Source organism: Butyrivibrio sp. AE2032 (assembly GCF_000702965.1).
In genome coordinates this window covers 1,934,991-1,953,718 of sequence record NZ_JNLF01000005.1, presented here as the reverse complement: position 1 = coordinate 1,953,718, position 18,728 = coordinate 1,934,991, and the positions used below count along the sequence as shown (strand labels likewise).

At 47.6% G+C, this 18,728-nt stretch carries 17 protein-coding genes; 5 read left to right on the top strand and 12 right to left on the bottom strand.

The features are described 5' to 3' along the window. Positions 1-101 precede the first annotated feature (101 nt). The 7 genes from BO18_RS33665 to BO18_RS26115 form a co-directional block, all read right to left on the bottom strand. On the bottom strand, positions 102-2,168 hold the full coding sequence (locus BO18_RS33665) for an AAA family ATPase (RefSeq protein WP_051689194.1): 2,067 nt from the start codon (positions 2,166-2,168) through the stop codon (positions 102-104). Positions 2,169-2,182: 14 nt separating this feature from the next. Next, on the bottom strand, positions 2,183-2,782 hold the full coding sequence (clpP, locus tag BO18_RS26140; protein ID WP_034451846.1) for an ATP-dependent Clp endopeptidase proteolytic subunit ClpP: 600 nt from the start codon (positions 2,780-2,782) through the stop codon (positions 2,183-2,185). A 71-nt stretch (positions 2,783-2,853) separates the two neighbouring features. Beyond that, positions 2,854-3,642, bottom strand: coding sequence for a sigma-70 family RNA polymerase sigma factor (locus BO18_RS26135; RefSeq protein WP_034450696.1), 789 nt, complete (start codon positions 3,640-3,642; stop codon positions 2,854-2,856). 494 nt (positions 3,643-4,136) lie between these two features. Then, complete coding sequence (locus tag BO18_RS26130; protein ID WP_034450694.1) at positions 4,137-5,288, bottom strand: hypothetical protein; 1,152 nt, start codon at positions 5,286-5,288, stop codon at positions 4,137-4,139. Positions 5,289-5,312: 24 nt separating this feature from the next. Next, complete coding sequence (locus BO18_RS26125) at positions 5,313-6,362, bottom strand: hypothetical protein (RefSeq protein ID WP_034450693.1); 1,050 nt, start codon at positions 6,360-6,362, stop codon at positions 5,313-5,315. 137 nt (positions 6,363-6,499) lie between these two features. Then, a complete protein-coding gene (locus tag BO18_RS26120) occupies positions 6,500-7,279 on the bottom strand; it encodes a sigma-70 family RNA polymerase sigma factor (RefSeq protein WP_051689193.1) in 780 nt (259 codons plus the stop codon). A 93-nt stretch (positions 7,280-7,372) separates the two neighbouring features. Further along, positions 7,373-7,630: a hypothetical protein gene (locus BO18_RS26115; protein WP_034450691.1), complete on the bottom strand. Its 258-nt coding sequence runs from the start codon at positions 7,628-7,630 to the stop codon at positions 7,373-7,375. A 381-nt stretch (positions 7,631-8,011) separates the two neighbouring features. On the opposite strand from BO18_RS26115, the gene BO18_RS26110 reads away from it, so the two are divergent. After that, positions 8,012-8,563: a flavin reductase family protein gene (locus BO18_RS26110; protein WP_034450688.1), complete on the top strand. Its 552-nt coding sequence runs from the start codon at positions 8,012-8,014 to the stop codon at positions 8,561-8,563. A 73-nt stretch (positions 8,564-8,636) separates the two neighbouring features. Here BO18_RS26110 and BO18_RS26105 read toward each other — a convergent pair whose 3' ends face one another. From BO18_RS26105 to BO18_RS26090, 4 genes are read right to left on the bottom strand one after another with little or no spacing between them, the layout of a single operon-like run. Further along, the gene (locus BO18_RS26105) at positions 8,637-9,221 is read right to left on the bottom strand and encodes an MBL fold metallo-hydrolase (RefSeq protein WP_034450686.1); all 585 of its coding nucleotides are present in this window, start codon (positions 9,219-9,221) and stop codon (positions 8,637-8,639) included. An 8-nt stretch (positions 9,222-9,229) separates the two neighbouring features. Next, a complete protein-coding gene (locus BO18_RS26100) occupies positions 9,230-9,625 on the bottom strand; it encodes a (deoxy)nucleoside triphosphate pyrophosphohydrolase (RefSeq protein WP_034450683.1) in 396 nt (131 codons plus the stop codon). Between the two features lie 52 nt (positions 9,626-9,677). After that, on the bottom strand, positions 9,678-12,863 hold the full coding sequence (locus tag BO18_RS26095; protein WP_034450682.1) for an AAA family ATPase: 3,186 nt from the start codon (positions 12,861-12,863) through the stop codon (positions 9,678-9,680). Next, positions 12,850-14,010: an exonuclease SbcCD subunit D gene (locus BO18_RS26090; RefSeq protein ID WP_034450679.1), complete on the bottom strand. Its 1,161-nt coding sequence runs from the start codon at positions 14,008-14,010 to the stop codon at positions 12,850-12,852. Before BO18_RS26090 ends, BO18_RS26095 begins: the two co-directional genes overlap by 14 nt. 178 nt (positions 14,011-14,188) lie before the next feature. Here BO18_RS26090 and BO18_RS26085 point away from each other — a divergent pair, with 178 nt between their 5' ends. From BO18_RS26085 to BO18_RS33660, 3 genes are read left to right on the top strand one after another with little or no spacing between them, the layout of a single operon-like run. After that, entirely contained in the window at positions 14,189-14,938 is a 750-nt protein-coding gene (locus BO18_RS26085) for a metallophosphoesterase (RefSeq protein ID WP_034450677.1), read from the top strand. Positions 14,939-14,942: 4 nt separating this feature from the next. Beyond that, the gene (locus tag BO18_RS26080) at positions 14,943-15,698 is read left to right on the top strand and encodes a metallophosphoesterase (RefSeq protein WP_034450674.1); all 756 of its coding nucleotides are present in this window, start codon (positions 14,943-14,945) and stop codon (positions 15,696-15,698) included. A 3-nt stretch (positions 15,699-15,701) separates the two neighbouring features. After that, entirely contained in the window at positions 15,702-16,286 is a 585-nt protein-coding gene (locus BO18_RS33660) for a hypothetical protein (protein WP_051689191.1), read from the top strand. A gap of 42 nt (positions 16,287-16,328) precedes the next feature. On the opposite strand, the gene BO18_RS33655 is transcribed toward BO18_RS33660, so the two are convergent. Then, a complete protein-coding gene (locus BO18_RS33655) occupies positions 16,329-16,787 on the bottom strand; it encodes a helix-turn-helix domain-containing protein (RefSeq protein WP_051689190.1) in 459 nt (152 codons plus the stop codon). 316 nt (positions 16,788-17,103) lie between these two features. Here BO18_RS33655 and BO18_RS26065 point away from each other — a divergent pair, with 316 nt between their 5' ends. After that, positions 17,104-18,624: an AAA family ATPase gene (locus tag BO18_RS26065; protein ID WP_034450672.1), complete on the top strand. Its 1,521-nt coding sequence runs from the start codon at positions 17,104-17,106 to the stop codon at positions 18,622-18,624. Positions 18,625-18,728: the final 104 nt, after the last annotated feature.

The following is an 18,728-nucleotide window of genomic DNA, read 5'->3' as shown; positions in this document are numbered from 1 at the left end:
TAAAAACGCACGCCCCGGCAGACCAACAGCCTGCCGGGGCGGAACGCAGAAAGGAGAATTAAACCATGGAGGTAAAATGGTTGTTTTATCGGGATGCGGGATCAGACTGCAAATCCGATCCTTGTGCCTCCCTTATTGCCGAGCGGTACCGGATTAAAGTCTCCGGCCTCAAGCCTGCACATTGTTTCTTTGGAAAGGTCAGTGACTTTTCCGGATGCGGAAGCCGAAGTAACGAGCCTGTTCGACTGACGCATTATTGCCTGCTCGAGGACATTTCTTACATATCTGCCGTTACCGAAATTTTCGACACGAATAGCCTGCTCGAATATCCCGCGGCACTTTTCAAGTGCTTCATCAGTAACCGTATACTGACGCTTCTCGCACATCAGCTTCATTATGTCCACGAGTTCCTCGGAAGAATAATCCGGGAAGTTGAGGTGGAAAGCTATACGGCTTCTTAAGCCCTCATTCTGCTCAAGGAAATCCTGCATCTTGTCAGGGTATCCCGCAAAGATGACGATGACCTGATCACGGTAATTCTCCATGAGCTGTGTGATCGTGTTGATGGCCTCGGCTCCGAAAGTATTCCCATCATCGACAAGGGAATATGCCTCATCGATGAAGAGGACGCCGCCCTGTGCCGCCTTGAACTTCTCGGCAACAGTCTTTGCAGTCCAGCCCACATATCTTGCAACGAGATCCTGACGTCCGCACTCGATGAACTTTCCGGACTTGACGATGTCCTCATCCTTAAGGATCTGGGCCAGAAGTCTTGCGACCGTTGTCTTGGCCGTTCCCGGAGTACCGGTAAAGATCATGTGCATTGAAGAGTTATCGGTGTTAAGTCCCATACGCTCACGCGCACACCTGACCTTTCCTGCTGCAATGACATCATTGACAACAGTCTTGATCTGCTCCAGGCCTATTAGCTTTTTGAGTTCATCATAAGGCTTGCTCTCGACCGGAGTGATCTCGACCTGATAAGACTTCTTATCCTTATAAGCCTTATAGATGTGGTTCTTGAGGCCGCTGCCGTACCATGCGTTGAATGCGCAGTAGATATCTGTAACTGAATACGTATCCTGCTTCGGAAGGAAACTTACGGCCTCTTCCTTGTCATCCACAGTAAACTCGACCTTGCCGACCAGATCGATCAGATAGTCTCTGGCCTGCTCAAAAGTGCCGCTGCCTTCTTTTATCTGAATGATGTCTGCTTTTGAAGTTATATTTATCAGAGCGTCTTCATTTCTCATGGACTCACCCATGATCTCGACGAATATGAAGAGCGTATCCTTCTTCTGATTGCTGAGTATGTTTCCTGTCACCTTCGTGAACTCATGAAAGTCAGTAGCGAAGATCCCCATGTCATCCTGGCTGTTTATCTCGATGATGACAACACCGCCTTCGGCAGCCTGAAGGATCTGCTTATAGTTCTCATCCCTGTATGTACCCTTGCGGACATTGCGGATGATGGTCTGTCTTCCGGAAAGGAGTCTGCCGTTGCTGATGAGAGCCCCAATAAGGAGGTCGGTCATGTCCATTGCAGCTCCCCATTCTCCGGCGCTGATAAGATAGTGAACAGGATGACCATAGTACTGTCTGCTGTTCTTTCTGGAATAGATCCTGGCAAGCTCATCCTTCATGGACTTTGAAGCAAGGATCTTTTCCGCCTTCTTCCTGCACTGCTCCTTTGTCATCTTTGAGCCTTCATACATCTGCTCTTCCTTGTCAAAGGGATATGCATCAAAAAACGAAGGATTTCTGTAATCGATATTGAGTGCGGAAAGTGTCTTGTTTGCGCCGTAGAACCTGCTGTTGCTCACTTCTCTTCTGAAGTCCGCAATGGTGATCTCCTTGCGCTTCGTGATAATGCATTCAGGGAATGCGCTCAGGATCCTTGCTTCGCACTCGGGATCATCGAAATACCTGATGTCGACCGCAACACAGAGTTCCATTGAACGGTCTGTCGTCCTGGATACATAGATGAGGAATTTGTTGTCCTTCTGATACTCGCCGCGGAATTCATCATTGATGTCGTTTACCTTGTCCTCGCGGTACTTTTCCTCGAACTCGGTACGCGGTTCGTATGCGTACACACGTCCTCTGCCGGAATTGCGGCCCGGCTTCTCATAGTCTTTCCAATCCAAAAAATACTGATAGTAGATCATATTATGAATCTCCCTTATTCGTCGCTCTTGATGTTCTTGTTAGTTACTACGCGGTCGATCAGTCCGTACTCACAGGCTTCCTGTGCGGTCTTCCAGTTGTCTCTCTCGACATCCGCACCGATCTGTCCGATATCCTTGCCGCAGTTTGCAGCCAGGATCTCATTAAGCCTCTGCTTCGTTCTTAAGATATGCTCCGCGGCGATGCTTATATCGGTAGCCTGACCGCCAGTGCTTCCTATCGGCTGGTGTATCATGACTTCCGCATTAGGAAGAGCGCATCTCTTTCCCTTTGCTCCGCCTGCCAGGAGGAATGCACCCATGCTCGCAGCCATTCCGACGCATATCGTCGACACGTCGCATGTGATGTACTGCATGGTGTCGTAGATCGCCATACCCGCCGTCACGGATCCTCCGGGGCTGTTGATGTAAAGATAAATGTCCTTATCGGGTGCCTCCGACTCAAGATACAGGAGCTGTGCTATCACCGAGCTTGCAACCTGATCGTTGATCTCGCCGCCTATGAAGACTATCCTCTCCTTCAGCAGTCTGGAGTAGATATCATACGCTCTCTCGCCTTTTCCGGTCTGTTCAATAACTGTTGGTATCAGCATAATTACCAACCTCCCTTTTTCCGTTTATCAAGTTGAATCTGAAATATTGAAAAGCTCTTCTGATTATCTGTATGTTACGCTGCACGCGGGTTGTCAACGGCGTCCCTCAACTTTTTGAGGGCACGGCCGATGATCTGGTTTGCATGCTGCCTGCTGTTAAGACCCATGATGTCAGCAACTTCCTGGTTGGTGTGCTCCTTACCGTCAAAGAAACCGAACATGATCTTGACGGCAAGCCTCTCTGTGCTTGTCAGGGCTTCTTCGATAGCATTTGCAACTATCTCCCTTGTATAGGCCCTCTCGATGGCCTCAAAACCGGTGATCTCGCTCTGGAACGAGTCAAGGTACTCTCCGTCAGATTCGTCTCCGGTGTTGTTCAGTGACAACATGTTTGTTGACACGTCATAGGCATAAAGTGCCTCTCTGACCTGCTTGACACTGAAGCCGCAGATCTCTGCAAGCTGCTCGACAGTGGGGTCGACACCATGCTTGCTGCGGAACCCGCGTTCCATTTTCTTGACCTTCATCTTGCGGATGTTGACACGCGGGTTAACAACGACCTTCGCGTTAGCGCCGTCAACAAATTTGGGGATCTCGTGCTCAAGGGTACGGTCAAGAAAAGTCTTGAATGAAGCACCTTTGGATGCATCGTATGTGACAATGCACTCAAGAAGGATAAGCCATCCCTGCTGGACCAGGTCCTCATGATCGAAAGTTGTGCTCTTAAAGGAAACATACTTCCTGATCGCAGACCTTATCTGCACGTCAGTCTGTTCAAACCAGGCCTTGAAATCACCACCCAAGTGGTTAGTGAGGCGCATCAACCTCTCCTGCTCCTGCAGGTCAAAATCCTTGTAAGTCACTGATGATCCCTCCCTTATTCCGGAATCTTAAAATAACGACATCTATTGCTGTATACCTTTATGTGACGAAACGGTAATCTGTAAACGCTTTATCTATCCCTTATTCCGCATTTATATTTACCGTTGCTGAATGATAGCACCGCATGCACTCCCTTTCAAACGATTTTCTGCAATTATCTTGCAAAAAATATTAAGAGCACATTTAATGGTACTATACCCGTCCTCCGCAGGGGCTGACGGTACGATCTGCGCTATTTTGCTGCAGATGCCTTACTGTTGCTTGATGTTGTCTTGTTTTGGTCGGTCAAAGTTAAAAACTTGTAATCCTTTGTGTGATGTCTCACACGGCTTAAACACTTACCTGATCGGAGTTACCGGCTCCGAAAACAATATAGATTTTATAATGACCCGTGGCACAAATTAATGCCACCGTGTAACATTAAAATATACTCTGATGGAAATGCTTTGTCAAGAATTTTCTAAAATTTTTTCGATCAATAGCCTGAAGGCGGCAGCAGGTAATATTCGAGTTTTCCGTCGACCAGATCGGCGTCACGCTCGTACCTGTCTTCTCCGTCGTAGCTGCGGAACTCTCCCAAAAGACATTTGGGGTGCTTGCCGTTTTTATTCCCGAGTGTGTATTCCGAAACGATCTTCCTTCCCTGGATGAGTATTACCGATATGTAATTATCAACCGTTACATCCTGAAGTGATTCGACCGCCCAGTTATACCAGATGCGGTTCTGGCAGACGAAGCTTATGTTGATACCCTTCATGGATGCAGGATCAAGAAGAACCCTCAAAAGGATCTTGCTGTTCTTCTCGATGACGTCATCCGCCATCCCGAATTCCGGTTCATCCATATCACGGTAGTAACCCTCATAATACAATTCCTCGTATATGAGTTCTCCGCTTCCCATGTCTTCCGGCTCATTTCCGTCGAAAACAAAACCCCAGATGAACCTCTTTCCCTTCTTGTCCTCTACCGAGGCAACATAGTCCAGATCCATATCGAGATCATATCTGTTCGGGGTATTGTCTTTTATCTTACCGTCCTCAACAGTGAACGAGTCTGATCCGGCATTCGGGAAACTCAGGAATCTGAATCCTTTGGAAGCAAGTTCCGTCTCGATGTCTTCGATCGCGCGTTCTTCATCCACCTGGTTATACCTGTCCGAGAAGGGCTTTATTTCACGGTCCTGTGTCATAACAGGTTCCATATAATTGTTGAAAGACAAATCATCTTCATTCGGAAGCTTTTTCTCGATAAGTCCGTTAGCCCTCATGAGGTTAGCCGGAGTAACAAGAGTCTTGTCATCGGCATTGTTGAGCATAGCCTGGATGAGTCCCGCCTTGAGCGGCCTCTTGATGTCATTTTCCTGCATTATCCTCGACAATACGGGCGGATTGATCTGAGTCTTGTTTTCCCTGCACTTGTTCTTGTCGCTGCAGTCTTTTGCAAACTGCGCCATCGTCCGCTTGTTGCCTCTTGCAAAGACCAGCAGCTCTTTTAGCTTGGTCTTGTCGGGTGTATATGCTTCCACGAATATGGTCTGCACCTTATCCTTGCCGTTACTTACCGTCAGGATATACTCGTGGGTATTAAGATCTTTCTTTACCGTATATATGGAACTGTCGTTGTTCATCTTCACTTCCCCTTACGCAAACTCTCAATACCCGAAGAGCGGAACATCCATTCGCTCTATATGGCCGTAGTTCATTATCTTTATTGCCTCTTCCGGGCCTTCGCCTTCGAAATGTTCACATGCCTCTCCGAGCAGACAGATCTGCTTCTTTCCGTCTCTTCTTCCGAGCGTGAACTCGGCCGCGATCTCGCCTTTTTGAATGAGCACCACCGAGATGTAGTTGCTTACTTTGATATCGGATAATTCGCTGACTGCGGCATTATACAGATTCCTGTTCTGATAGACGAAACTTATCTTAAGATCGTTCATCTCCTCCGGATGGATTATGTCCTCCAACAGGATCTCACGAAACTTCTTTACGGCTCCGGCCTTGTCAGCTCTTACGGAGGGAGCAGTTGAATCTATACAAAAGCCCCAGTAAACCGGGAGATTCGTTCCTGTATCCACGAAAACGGTATTCAGGTCATAAGGTTCTATGACGCCGAACCTGTCGCTGAAAAAGAATCTGTCATTATGCGGACGGTCCGGATCCTTCGCAGAACTGAAATCCGGAACTGATATCCATGTAGTGTTCCCGATAGCCGACAATCTTCTCCTGATGTCGGCATCCGCACGTGATTTCAGGGCAATGAACTCCCTGGTGCTCTCGAGCGACATCGAGGCATTCTTCTCACGCTCGGCAACAGATCTCAATTCATATCCGTTTGCACGCAGAAGATCATCCGGATTGACGATCTTCCTGTCGGCCGCGTTATTAAGAAGCGCCTGAATGATCTCTTCCTTGAGCGGCCTGACAACATCGTTTCCGGCAAGGACTCTGGCAAAAGCGGGAGTATTTATCTTCTTCGTATTTTGGGAACATTTCGAAATATCGCTGCAGTCCTTTGCGAACTGAGTCAGCGTTCTGGCCGGTCCCTTGGCAGCCTCGACCATCCTCTTTAACACATTCTTGTTCGGGGCTCGCATCTCGACATAGACCGTCTCGTATCTGACACCGTTTTTTTCTACGGTCAGTACGTATCCTGCCCGCTCATCGTTTTTCTCGAATGTATAGATCTTTGTATTAACGGCCATCAAGGTATCCTTTATCTGTCAGACTCGAATGGTCCTGAATGTAACTGAATGATATCAGATTGCAGAACCGATTTAAACTCTTATGAAATCTGATTGCAAAAAGTATTAATGCCGGTCCGGAGGGGGACCGGCACGGCTCATGCGGCTTCGTATCCTCCGAGACCGAGCCTCAGCTTCTTAAGTGCCTGCAGCTCGAGCTGGCGGACTCTCTCCCTGGTTACGTGAACCATGTTGCCTACTTCGTCGAGAGTGTATTTTCTGTCGCAGTTGATGCCGAATCTCCTCTCGATGATGAACTTCTCACGCTCCGTGAGGCATGTCTCCATAGCCTTGTGGAGAAGGAAGTCACGTTCCTCTTCTTCCAGGACCTCCTGGGGAGTGGGCTCATCGCTGGCGATGAAATCCATCATCTCGGCGTCATCATCGCCGATCTTTTCCTGGAGAGAACTCGTCCTCTCACTTGCCGTGAGGTAGAACTCAACCTCCTTGGCCTTCATGCCAAGTCTCTCGCCAAGTTCTTCATAGGTAGGCTCCATGCCGTATTCATCAATGAAGTCAGCCTGACATCTGAGGATCTTGCCCAGCTTCTCCTGAGCATGGACCGGCACTCTTATGGTGCGGCTGTTATTCTTGATGTATCTGCTTATGTTCTGGTTGATCCACCAGATGGCATAAGTGGAGAACTTGTAGCCCTTGGTGTAATCAAACTTCTCGATCGCTCTGAGAAGACCGAGGTTGCCCTCGCTTACCATGTCATCAAATTCGACACCGTCTCTTTTGTACTCACGTACTCTAGAAATTACGAGGTTAATGTTGCACCTTACGATCTCGTCGCGGGCTTCAAGGTCTCCCTCTTCGCGGTATCTCCTGAAAAGGTCGTACTCTTCCTCGCGTGTTAAAACTCTCTCTTTAGCCATGGTATTTACCTCCCTTATTCCAATTCGTAAATCCGACTAATAATGTTTATGAGACAATTTTTGATTATGTAAACAACTTTCCGCAAAATATTTTTATGCTGCGCTTCCTCCCTCGTCAGGATCGAACCCGTTTATAACAGGAAGATATATATATCTGTATCTGAGGCAGGAGATATTCATCTCTTCGGCAGCCGCAGGAAGCGCGATAAACTCCGTGATCATTTCCGGATCCGTCATGCCTTCCGGTACAGACAACACGTCTATGACCTCACCGGTCGCAAGATCGGAAAGGCATACGCGGGTATTGTCATCGGTAAGCGTAAAACGGACTATTCTGTTGTTCTTCAGCATGGTATCACCCTCCATTGCCAATTATGCGCCGTACATTTTATTTGTAAGGGAATGATAACAAATCCGCTTCCCGTTTGTAAAGAGTTTTTTGCAATTAAATTGCATTTTCTTTTAAGAGTACGTTTATAGGGACTGATTTTACTACGAATATCCAATCGTTATTTATTCTTGTTGCAGTTTCATGCAATTTCATTAAGGAGGAGGGCGGCCCTTAAGGGGGGCAAAGGGCCGCCCAGACACTACGCAAAACCAGCGGCTTATAATTCCTGCCGCTGTTATCCTTTATGAAACGTTTCCGGGATATGTAAACGGGATTTTTCGAAAAAATTTTCAAGCACTTTGGTATGATTTAGAAAAATAAACAAACGGAGGACAGACACCATGAGCAGAATCGATTTCGGAGCACATCCCATTATGTTTCCCCAGCCGGTCCTGATCGTCGGCACGTACGACGAGAACGGCGTTCCCAATGCCATGAATGCGGCATGGGGCATTACCACCGATTTCAAAGAGATCACCATCAGCATGTCCGAGCATAAAACGACAAAGAACTTCGCTGTAACCGGAGCCTTCACCGTCAGCATGGGCACCGAAGACCAGGTCACCGCCTGTGATTACGTCGGCATGGTATCGGCGGATAACACTCCTGACAAGTTCGCAAGAGCGGGATTCCATGCCACAAAGAGCGCTTTTGTAAACGCTCCCCTGATCGACGAACTTCCCATGGCTCTCGAGTGCAGGGTCAAGAGCTTCGAGAACGGCATCCTCATCGGAGAGATCGTAAACGTATCAGCAGACGAGAGCGTTGTCACGGACGGAAAGATCGACCCCAAAAAGTTGAAGCCAATAACATTCGATCCGTGCAACAACGCATATATCGGATTGGGTGAGAAAGTCGGCAACGCATTCAGTGACGGCGCCGCCCTGAAATGACCGGCGCTTTTCACGCTAATACCAGTTACATACAATTAAGAAATGAAATACATATAAAAGCAAATGAGAAGGATCACAACTCCTTCTCATTTGCATGTGCATACAAAATTCTTTTCGGATCACGTTTGAGGATATTGTCCCAATCACCTTTAAGCGTCGGATTATCCTCATAAGCATCCAGGTATTCATTTGGTTCAAGATCACCCACTATGCATGTCCCGTCGTCCAGGATCACGGATACACTGTCAGCGCTGTGGCTCGGTGTGGGTATTATCTCCCCGTCGATACCGAGTTCCCTTAAAAAGCCGCGCGAATCACCGAAATGAAGTATCTCAGCTTTGCTCTCGTCTATCTTCTTATATTCAAGACGCGGTTCTCTGTCGAAGATCGCATCAGAAAAGTGGACAGACTGCACCTGCGTATCCAAAATAACCAGCTTTACTCCCTGCTCTTTCAGATCACCTATGATCCCGCAGTGATCGGGATGGTAATGCGTTGCAATGACATATGTAATGTCTTTTACTTTCAGGCCTTCGCTCTTTAATGCTTTGTAAAAAGCCTGCAGGGTCCCCGCGTAATCAGTATCTACCAGCAGATTTCCAAATGTGCCTCTGATAAGAAAAGTGTTTGTATTACCGTACCTGAGTCTTGTGACCATGAGTTCTATTACCCGCCAAGACTCTCTCTTAAAGCATTAACTACCTTGATGTCAGCAGGCAGCCAGTCAACGCTGTCCAATTCATCAAAGGAGAGCCATTTGGAAGCTTCGTGCTCCAGAAGTTTCAGATGTGCCCCTTCATTAAGTGTTGCCCAGAAGCACTGCATATGGAGGTGGAAAGCCGGATAATCGTGTTCAACGGTGACCAGGTGATCACCCACGGTGATGCCGGCTTCCAGTTCTTCCATTATCTCTCTGGCAAGAGCATCTTTTGGAGTCTCCCCTTCTTCGATCTTGCCGCCCGGGAATTCCCATCCGTCCTTCTGATCGCCGTAACCGCGCTGTGTCGCGAAGATCTTATCTCCGTCTTTTATAATGGCTGCCACTACATTTACGGTCTTCATGACGGATCAGATGGAACTCCTTTTTCGGTTATTTATCAGAAGACATTATATATCATTCTCCAAGATCGACAGTGAAAGTGCTTCCGCCGTTGCCCTTTGTTACGATGATCTTTTGCTTTATGTTCTCGAAAAGTTCCTCCCTGTGGCTGATGACACCTACCAGTTTGTTGTTTCCGGAAAGCGTATTAAGGATGTCTATCGCATCAGAAAGAGATCTTCTACCAAGGGTTCCAAAGCCTTCATCGATGAACAGCGCGTCAAGCTGAACGCCGCCGATATTTGTTGATACTGTATCGGAAAGACCCAGGGCAAGACTCAATGAAGCCTTGAAGCTTTCGCCGCCCGACAGATCGCCGACGGGTCTCCAGCGCTGTGTATTGGTATCGAAAGCCTGAAGATCCAGGAAACTCTTTCCCGTTTTATCCTTTGCTTTTTCCAGACGGCTGAGCTTAAACTGTCCGTCTGTCATAGGCAGCAACCGTCTGTTGGCAGCTTCGATTATGCCGTCAAAACCGGAAGCCTGGATAAACTGTTCCAATGTGATCTTGGCCGTCCCGGCGCTTGTGCCCTTGACCAGTCTGTATAGTCTGGACACTACTTTGTATTCTTCATTTGTCTTATCAAATCCGCTTCTCTGCTCAGTGATGTTCTTCAGTTTTTCCCTGTTATTTGAGAGTCTGTTAGCAATGGCATTCTCTCCGGCTCTGACCGTCTTGACCTTCTCATCCTGCTCATCGCATTTTAATTTCAGTTCATCGATATCTACAGCAGTCTTTCCTTCAGCGTCTTTTCTCGCCTGTTCGAGTCTTGTCTTATTTGTGGACACCTTCTGCTTATATTCGTTGATTAGATTCTCCGTTTGGGTAATGACATCTTCCGTTACGACCAGCTCGAGCATCTCTTCGGCAGACTCAAACTTGCTGTCTGACAGTTTCTTATCCAAAGCAGCCTTTAAGCCGACCTCTTCTTCCTGTTGCTTCTTTAATCCGTCTTCCAGTGTTGCTATCTCGGCTTCGATCGCAGCACAAGACGTATCGGCATCAGCCTTAGCCTTTGAAGCCTTCTCGATGGCAGTGCTGATCTCGTTCATCTTTTTGGATGCCTTGTCCCTCTCGCCGGAGGCTGTTTCCCAATCATCAAAACTGAGCTTTTCCAACTCTTTGAGTTCAGTATTAAATTTGGCGAGATCTATCTCATTCTGCTGTTTCTTTGAAGATATATCTTCCCTGCCGGCATTTAGCTTCACGGTATCTTTTCCGGTTGCAACTTCAAGTTCTTTTTCCTTTTTCTGAAGCAGATCACAGTCTTCTTTCAGCTTGTTCTGGAGAAGGCTGTTCTCATTGATCTTGCCCTTTAATACCTCATTTGATTCCATTAAAGTTTTAAGGATCTCATCAAGAGGCTCACCTTCCGCATTTTCTCCAATGTGGCGGTTCCTGAGACACTCAAGGGCATCTGATCTCATCTGCTCTTCAGCAGACGAGAGAACAGTCTTGGCTTTCTCGGCTTCAGTGTTGGCTCCTTCCTTTTTCTGCCTTGCCTCTTCCTCACGAACCTTGAACGCTTCGAATTCATCCTCAGTTATGGAATCGCCGGTATTCTTTGCAGGTTCAGGATGGTGCGTCGATCCGCATACAGGACACTTCTCGCCTTCTTTCAGGTTCTTGGCAAGGATACCGGCCCTGCATCCGTCGAGGATACGTTCTGCATCCAGCCTCTCTTCACAGGCTGTCTTGTAAGCGTCAAACAAGGAACTGTACAGTTCCTGCTTTGCTTTAAGATCTGCCTGGAGTCTGGCGCGCTCCTGCACCTTTTCATCAAGGATCGCACTCACGTCATCTTCAAGAGAACTCAGATCCTTTCCTTCCGATTTGGCCCTTTCATACTCGGCAGGCTTTTCCTTCAGCGACTCTATTAATTTCTTCAGCGAAGCGATTCGATTATCAAGTTCATCAGCTGCTTCTTTTATCGAGATCTCTTCCTTCTCCAAGTTGCTCTTCTGTTTATTCAGATCTTCAACGATTTTTCTGAGTTCATCACGTCTCTGATATTTCTTTTCCTCTTCACTGATCTTGTCGATTATTTTCTTTAACTCATCAAGTTCAGGTTTATGAGTCTCAGCTTCAGCCAGTTTTACCGAAGCCTCTCCGGCAAGTCTGACAGCATCTTCATGCCTCTTTTTGCTGTCCTCGATCTTCTTAGCGGTATCTTCGGCTTCCCTGCACTTTGAACTCCATGCCGCATAAGACGGATTCACATCGTGCGTTGCCGCCTTTTGTCGCAGCAGCACGATACCTTTTTCTTCAATATCCTTGACCTGTTCTCCGAGTTCCTTATTCTCTTTTTCCAGTTCGGCAAGTCTTGAAATACACTGATTTATGTTTTCGGATCTGGCAAGATCGTCGTTTAACTTCTTCAGTTCGATTTCGGCTTTTTTACGCTCTGCCTTTATGGCCGCTATCTTTTCCTCATCGGATTTGATAACGGAATCTATCGCTTCAAGGATCTTCTCCAGATTCGCGATCTTTCCGCTTTCAGCCGTATTCTTTTGGAGTTCAAGAATATCCGCCGCTGACTCATCAGCAGGATCTGTCTTAACATCGTCAAAATACTGGATGATGCTGTTTTCCAAAGCGTTCGACTTTTCTTCGGCGGCCTTCTGGCGCTCCTGAAGTATTCGCTCCATCCTGTGATACTTCTCGGTATCGAAAATGGTGCGCAGTATCTCAGTTCTGTCATTTGTGCTCGCATTAAGGAGCTTACGGAATTCTCCCTGTGCGATCATGGCGATCTGCTTGAACTGTTCATAGCTGACGTTAAGGATCCGCGCTATGGCAGGTTCCACTTCTTTCGCTCCCTCGATAGGAGGATCTTTTTCAATATACAGCGCAACCTTCTCGCTCACATGGACCGGATCGCCGCCGCGCCTGTTCGTTCTGTCATACTGAGGTGATCTCCGGATGTGATAATCCTTTCCCTGATGAGAAAAATAAAAGTCCACATAACTCTCATCGGTTTCCTTGATATGTTCACTCCTGAGATTCTTGTTATCTCTGTATTCACCGCTCGTCTTGCCGAAAAGCGCAAAGCATATCGCATCAAAGATAAAGGTCTTGCCTGCGCCGGTGTCTCCGCAGATAAGGAAAGGGCCATTGCCGGCAAAATCTTCAAAAACAATCGGCGGCATATTGCCCGCATACGGACCAAAACCACAGATTATAAGTTTAATCGGCTTCATGAATAACACCTGCCTCTCTAGCTACCATTCTCATGACTTCCATCTCTTCCGGAGTGATCTCGCTTCCGTAGATCTGCTTGTAGAACTCACCTATCAGTTCTTCAAATGACTTCTTCTGAGCTATCTTCGAGATATCTATCTGCTCCTCTGCCCTCGTATGAGAGTTGTCGTAATCAATGGCTATCGTATTCGGATAAGTCTGCTGAAAGATGCTCATGACGTCATTGATCGGATCCTCATCCGTAAGCGTGGCATAGATATAGTTATCCTTACCGTACTCATCTGCCTTATCCAGAAGTTCCCTCATGGTTCCTCTGATGTGGATAACGTCACGTCTCGGCTTGAGCGGCACCAGATCGATCCTGATGTCATCCTTTCCGTTCACCGTGATTATTGGTACGGACTTCTTATTGGAAACCTCGCTCTTCGAATACTTAAGAGGCGAGCCGGCATATCTCACTTCCTGTCTTCCGACCTGCTGAGGCGAATGGATGTGACCCAAAGCGACATAATCGAACTTGTCGAAAACGTCGGCGCTTATCTTCTCGATCGTTCCGACATTCTGCGTAGCGACGCTCTCGGAACCACCCAGTGAAGGATCCTCACCCCTGCCCGATACAAACTGATGGGCGATCAGGATATTTACCTTGCTCTCATCGATATCAGCGTGATCAATGACAGTCCTTACCGCATCCTCATATGTCTTGATGTTTTCATCTTCATCATAGAAATGTCTGACCTGGGAAGCTTTTACAAATGGAAGCATGTACACTTCCGCCGCAACATCCCCGATCTTTATCCCGCGGTGCGCGAGACTGCCGTTAAAAACAGAAGATATATAGATCTTCTGCTTCTCGAAGACCCAGCTGCCGTAATTCAGCCTGTCGTCAGAATCGTGGTTGCCCGAGATCAGGAACACCTGAACATCCATGGACGAGAGTTCGTTAAGGAACCAGTCCAAAAGACTGATGGCATTCTCATTCGGATTCGCCCTGTCGTAAACGTCTCCCGCGATCAGCACCGCGTCAACGGATTCCTTCTCGATCAGTTCGAGGATCTGATCAAGGATATATCGCTGGTCATCGAGCAGATCGAAATCTGCAAGATACTTGCCCAAATGCAGGTCTCCCAAGTGTAAGAACTTCATAAAAACAGATCACTTCCTTCCGGGATAAAACTTGTCTGACTACTCTTGATTTCGATTATAGCCCATCAAAATGAGAATAACAGGGCAGCGGAAATGTTGTCCTAAAAACTGAATTGCATGAAGTCCAAAGTGCCTGTATCTTATACTGATATAGATATATTTTTATGGAGCCGTACTCATGTCACGCTTATTCATTACGGGTGATACGCATTGTGATATTGATTGGAACAAACTCAATACCCGGCGTTTCCCCGTACAGAAAGAACTTACCAAGAACGATCACGTTCTGATCGCCGGTGATTTCGGCGGCATCTTTGACCTGAACAGAACTGATGACTACATAATCAAAGAATATACGAGAAGAAGGTTCACGACTCTTTTCATCGACGGGAATCACGAGAATCATGACGCTCTCGACTCATATCCCGTCACCATATGGAACGGCGGGAAAGTCCACATGATATCTGATTCCGTAATCCACCTGATGAGAGGCCAGGTCTACGAGATAGACGGCAAGAAGATATTCACGATGGGCGGAGCCCAGTCGACTGACACCGAATACCGAGAGGAAGGCAAAAGCTGGTGGCGCCGCGAACTTCCGTCCGCAGACGAATATGAGGAGGCGTTAAAAAATCTCGCAGCTCATGATTTTGAAGTCGATTATGTCGTTACGCACTGCGCACCGGAAGAATATGTCTATAAAATGGCAGGACAGTTTAACCGCAGCTCTAATGCTCTGACCGTGTTCCTGTCAGACCTGATCGAAAAACACGGACTCAGATACAAAGAGTGGTTCTGGGGGCATTACCATACCGATGCCGACTTGGGAAACATGCACTGCTTATACCGCAGGGTTTTGGAACTGACATTGACAGAAAACGGATCAGTCATTACGGAACCGCCAAACGGGTTCACGAAAGGAAATTGAATTCATGTCACGGATATTCATTAAAGGCGATACACACAGGCTGATAGACGTCGAAAAGATCGATGAATTTGACCGCGTGGTCGGTAATGAACTGACCCGTGACGATTACCTTATCGTGCTCGGGGATTTCGGCGGCGTATGGACAGGCAAAGACATAATGGGCGACAAATTCGCTTACGATTTCTATGAATGGAAGTGCATGCTGGCCTTTGACGACGAGCCGCGCGAATACTGGGAGAAAAAGCCCTACACCGTTCTCTTCATAGACGGCAATCACGAGAATCACGATGCGCTGGACATGTACCCTGTCGAGGAATGGAACGGCGGCAAGGTGCACAGGATCTACAGCAACACCATCCACCTCATGAGGGGACAGATCTTTACCATCGCGGGAAAGACATTCTTCACGATGGGAGGTGCCGAATCCTCCGACAGGGCATGGCGCACTGAGGGATTTTCCTGGTGGCCCCGCGAAATGCCTTCCGATGAGGAGTATGATGAAGCAATAAGGAACCTCGACAGGTGCGGCAATAAAGTCGATTACATCCTGACTCACTGCGGACCCGAGACCATGCTCTGTTCCATGAACATGAAAGGCATGTATTACCGGTCGTCCAACAGGTTTACCAAGTTCCTGGATTCACTGGCACAGACCGTGAAGTTCAAAGACTGGTATTTCGCGCACTATCACGAGGATTCGGATCTCGGGAAGTTTCACCTGAGATACAACCGGATTGACGAATTGACGGGAGAAGACTGATAAATGAATTACTATATAGCGGATGCTCATTTCTGCCATGTGAACATTCTCAAGTATGATTCCAGGCCGTGGGATGACGTGGATTCAATGGAGTCGGACATGATCGCCCTTTGGAACGGAAAGGTCACCGACAGTGATGACATATACATCCTGGGCGACTTCTGCTGGGGATCGTCCGAAAACTGGAGGCGCATCCTTCCGCAGCTCAAAGGGAGAAAGCACCTTATAAAGGGCAACCACGATCTCAGGAAATTCCCTGAAGACATTCTCGGATTCTTTGAAGAGGAGCCTGTTCCCTGCATGGAGATCAAAGACGGCGAGCATAACGTCATTATGTGCCACTACCCCATGATCTCTTACCGCCACGACTCAAAGCCGGACACGGTGATGCTCTACGGGCATGTCCATACGACTCCCGAGTTTTACGCTGTCGCGGAATCCGTTAAGAAGATGCGGGAATGCTGTGTGGCATCGGGATTCGATTATCAGGGACAACTCTATAACTGCTGGTGCGGGTTCTTCGGCTGGGCACCGGCTTCTCTGGATGAGATATTAAATAACAGGTATGCAAAAGGAGAAACGGATTAAAGATCCGTTTTTCTTTTTTCAGAGCAATAAAAAAACCTTCCCTTATTCTGATAACCGGTTCTGCTCCGTTTGCTTCATCTCTTTTTGAGTCTTTGCAAAATCAATAAGCAATTCTAATTCGTCGGTATTCAGTTTGGGAAGGTTCAGCAGCATCGTGTATAGTGTCTCTCTGCTGGTTTGTGAAGATAGCGGTACACCGTGATCCTCAGTCTCGATCATAATATTGTCGGAAAAGGGATCGACGGCAAGCACATAATCTACAGCCGGCTCGCCTACGCCCTCAATGAGCCAGGTCTTGTTTATCTTCAGTTTTTTTGCAATGCGCTCGAAAGAACGTTGATTGACGTTCACGGCTTTGCCGTTCTCTATCAGGCTGTAATATGGTGAAGAATAACCTATCATTGAAGCCATCTTTTGCTGTGTCAGACGATTCTCTTTACGGAACTCCTTAAGACGGCGCCCTACCTCGACGCGCTCTTTGTCATCGATAACATGATCCATTTTAAGCATTCCCCTTGCTTAAGAAAATTGAGATATATTACAGATTATATTGTAGCGCGGTCCCGAAAGTCAACGCATTTTCTTAAATTTGTTCGAATTATGGGACAGCATTTTTAAAATTCTTAAATTTAATCTTAAATTTCACTTGAAATAATCATTATCCGTGGTACAATCCTGCTTAACAATTTAAGAATATGGCATAAAACATGCCGGGTAAATTAAGAATCTTACAAAAACGGAGGTGACAAAGCGATAAAGATTCTTTTTTTATCTTCAGTCAAGCGGGAGCCTGCACCAATTCAGGAGGTATTATTTTATGAAGGATTTCATTTCTCTCAGTACGTTGAGTTACAAGGTCTACGAGAACGGCCTTACTCTCAAGAAGGGTTCACTTTTCAACAAGTTTCCCAATGGCGGACTTTTCGCCTACACGACCAAGGGAGACAATATCATCATCTACTGCAGGATCGTCATCACGGATTTCTCCGCCGAAGGACTGATCAAGGACATCGCAAAGATCAAGATCACAAATGCGGAGAAGGGCTACTTCTTCATGTTCGTCGGCGACAGCTATAATTCTTTGGAGCACTACGAATGTATCACAAAGGTACTCCATGAGTATGCTCCTGCCTACACGAGATTCGATACGTTCAGAAAGGTGCTCATGAAGGAAACCGCCAAGGAACTTATCATGTTCATCGCATCTTCCAAGGAGGACGAGCTCGTCATCGAAGTCGACTACAACGTCATGCACATGAAGGCTCTCAGATCCCGCCGCACAGCGCCGGAAGCAAAGTCCGAAAGCCGTGACGTAAACGATATTCCCAAGCCGTATTTCTCTTTCGAGTCCTTGAAGATCCTGTCGGATTCCACTGAAGAACAGATCAAGAACTGGCTCTCGACCACTTCCTTCGCGGAATTCAAGAGAGCCATCAGCGAGAGAGTCATCGGCCAGAAGAATCTGCGTCTCGTACTGGTCAACATTTACCAGTATCTGCAGAATGCCGCTAACGGCAACTTCACCTGCAGGAACAACACGATCCTCTGCGCTCCCTCAGGCTGCGGAAAGACTGAGACATACAGGGCTCTGAAGGCTTACTTCAAGCAGAAGATTCCGAAGCTCATCATCAGCATCGTCGACACGAACCAGATCACGTCGGAAGGATTCCGCGGTTCTGATACGGGAGCCATCGTAACCGACCTCAAGAAGGGCGGTTCTAACGGCATCGGCATCGTCTTCCTCGACGAATTCGATAAGAGGCTCGTTCCCGAGTACACTTCCTACGGCGACGACGTAGACGCACGCGTTCAGGCTCAGATCCTCGAGACGATCGAGGGCTACACGCTCAACGGCATCGACACTTCAAAGACCCTCTTCATCGGCATGGGATCCTTCAACGTCGTAAGAACGGGAAGAGAATCCGAGAAGAAGATCGGTTTCGGTGTCGACAGAAAGGAACACATCGAGGATCACTACTCGGACATCAGCCGCAAGGAGATGATCGAGATGGGCGCATCCTACGAGCTGATTGGCCGTTTCACCTCCATCATCAACTACTACAGTCTCTCCCCCGAAGCGATCGACCAGATCATCGACCTGAGACTCAGGGAGATCTCCTCCGAGGTCGGATATATCGTTACCGTAAGCAGTGCCATGAGGGAATTCCTGCACGAGAATGCGAACACCGAATTCGGCAACCGTCTCATCTATTCCCTCATCAGGGAACCCGTGAATTCGGCATTGGCCGAGATCATGGAGTTCGAGATCGAAGCGGCCGGCATCAGGGTGGAATCTGACGGTGAGTACGTCATCGAGGCACCTGCCGAATCCGCATAACACAGCAACTCCTCCGATACATATTAACCCCCTCTTTTGTGCGGGGCTGCCTCAGCCGCAAAGGCCGGGGCAGCCCTTAACTTTACCTTAATTTCGAGCCTTAA

What these genes read in the sequence shown, in the direction of transcription:
- BO18_RS26100 (WP_034450683.1), bottom strand. Translation starts at nt 9,625, where the DNA reads ATGAAGACCGTAAATGTAGTGGCAGCCATTATAAAAGACGGAGATAAG.
- BO18_RS26085 (WP_034450677.1), top strand. Translation starts at nt 14,189, where the DNA reads ATGTCACGCTTATTCATTACGGGTGATACGCATTGTGATATTGATTGG.
- BO18_RS26095 (WP_034450682.1), bottom strand. Translation starts at nt 12,863, where the DNA reads ATGAAGCCGATTAAACTTATAATCTGTGGTTTTGGTCCGTATGCGGGC.
- BO18_RS26125 (WP_034450693.1), bottom strand. Translation starts at nt 6,362, where the DNA reads ATGGCCGTTAATACAAAGATCTATACATTCGAGAAAAACGATGAGCGG.
- BO18_RS33660 (WP_051689191.1), top strand. Translation starts at nt 15,702, where the DNA reads ATGAATTACTATATAGCGGATGCTCATTTCTGCCATGTGAACATTCTC.
- BO18_RS26115 (WP_034450691.1), bottom strand. Translation starts at nt 7,630, where the DNA reads ATGCTGAAGAACAACAGAATAGTCCGTTTTACGCTTACCGATGACAAT.
- BO18_RS26105 (WP_034450686.1), bottom strand. Translation starts at nt 9,221, where the DNA reads ATGGTCACAAGACTCAGGTACGGTAATACAAACACTTTTCTTATCAGA.
- BO18_RS33665 (WP_051689194.1), bottom strand. Translation starts at nt 2,168, where the DNA reads ATGATCTACTATCAGTATTTTTTGGATTGGAAAGACTATGAGAAGCCG.
- BO18_RS33655 (WP_051689190.1), bottom strand. Translation starts at nt 16,787, where the DNA reads ATGGATCATGTTATCGATGACAAAGAGCGCGTCGAGGTAGGGCGCCGT.
- BO18_RS26065 (WP_034450672.1), top strand. Translation starts at nt 17,104, where the DNA reads ATGAAGGATTTCATTTCTCTCAGTACGTTGAGTTACAAGGTCTACGAG.
- BO18_RS26110 (WP_034450688.1), top strand. Translation starts at nt 8,012, where the DNA reads ATGAGCAGAATCGATTTCGGAGCACATCCCATTATGTTTCCCCAGCCG.
- BO18_RS26090 (WP_034450679.1), bottom strand. Translation starts at nt 14,010, where the DNA reads ATGAAGTTCTTACACTTGGGAGACCTGCATTTGGGCAAGTATCTTGCA.
- BO18_RS26080 (WP_034450674.1), top strand. Translation starts at nt 14,943, where the DNA reads ATGTCACGGATATTCATTAAAGGCGATACACACAGGCTGATAGACGTC.
- BO18_RS26120 (WP_051689193.1), bottom strand. Translation starts at nt 7,279, where the DNA reads ATGGCTAAAGAGAGAGTTTTAACACGCGAGGAAGAGTACGACCTTTTC.
- BO18_RS26130 (WP_034450694.1), bottom strand. Translation starts at nt 5,288, where the DNA reads ATGAACAACGACAGTTCCATATATACGGTAAAGAAAGATCTTAATACC.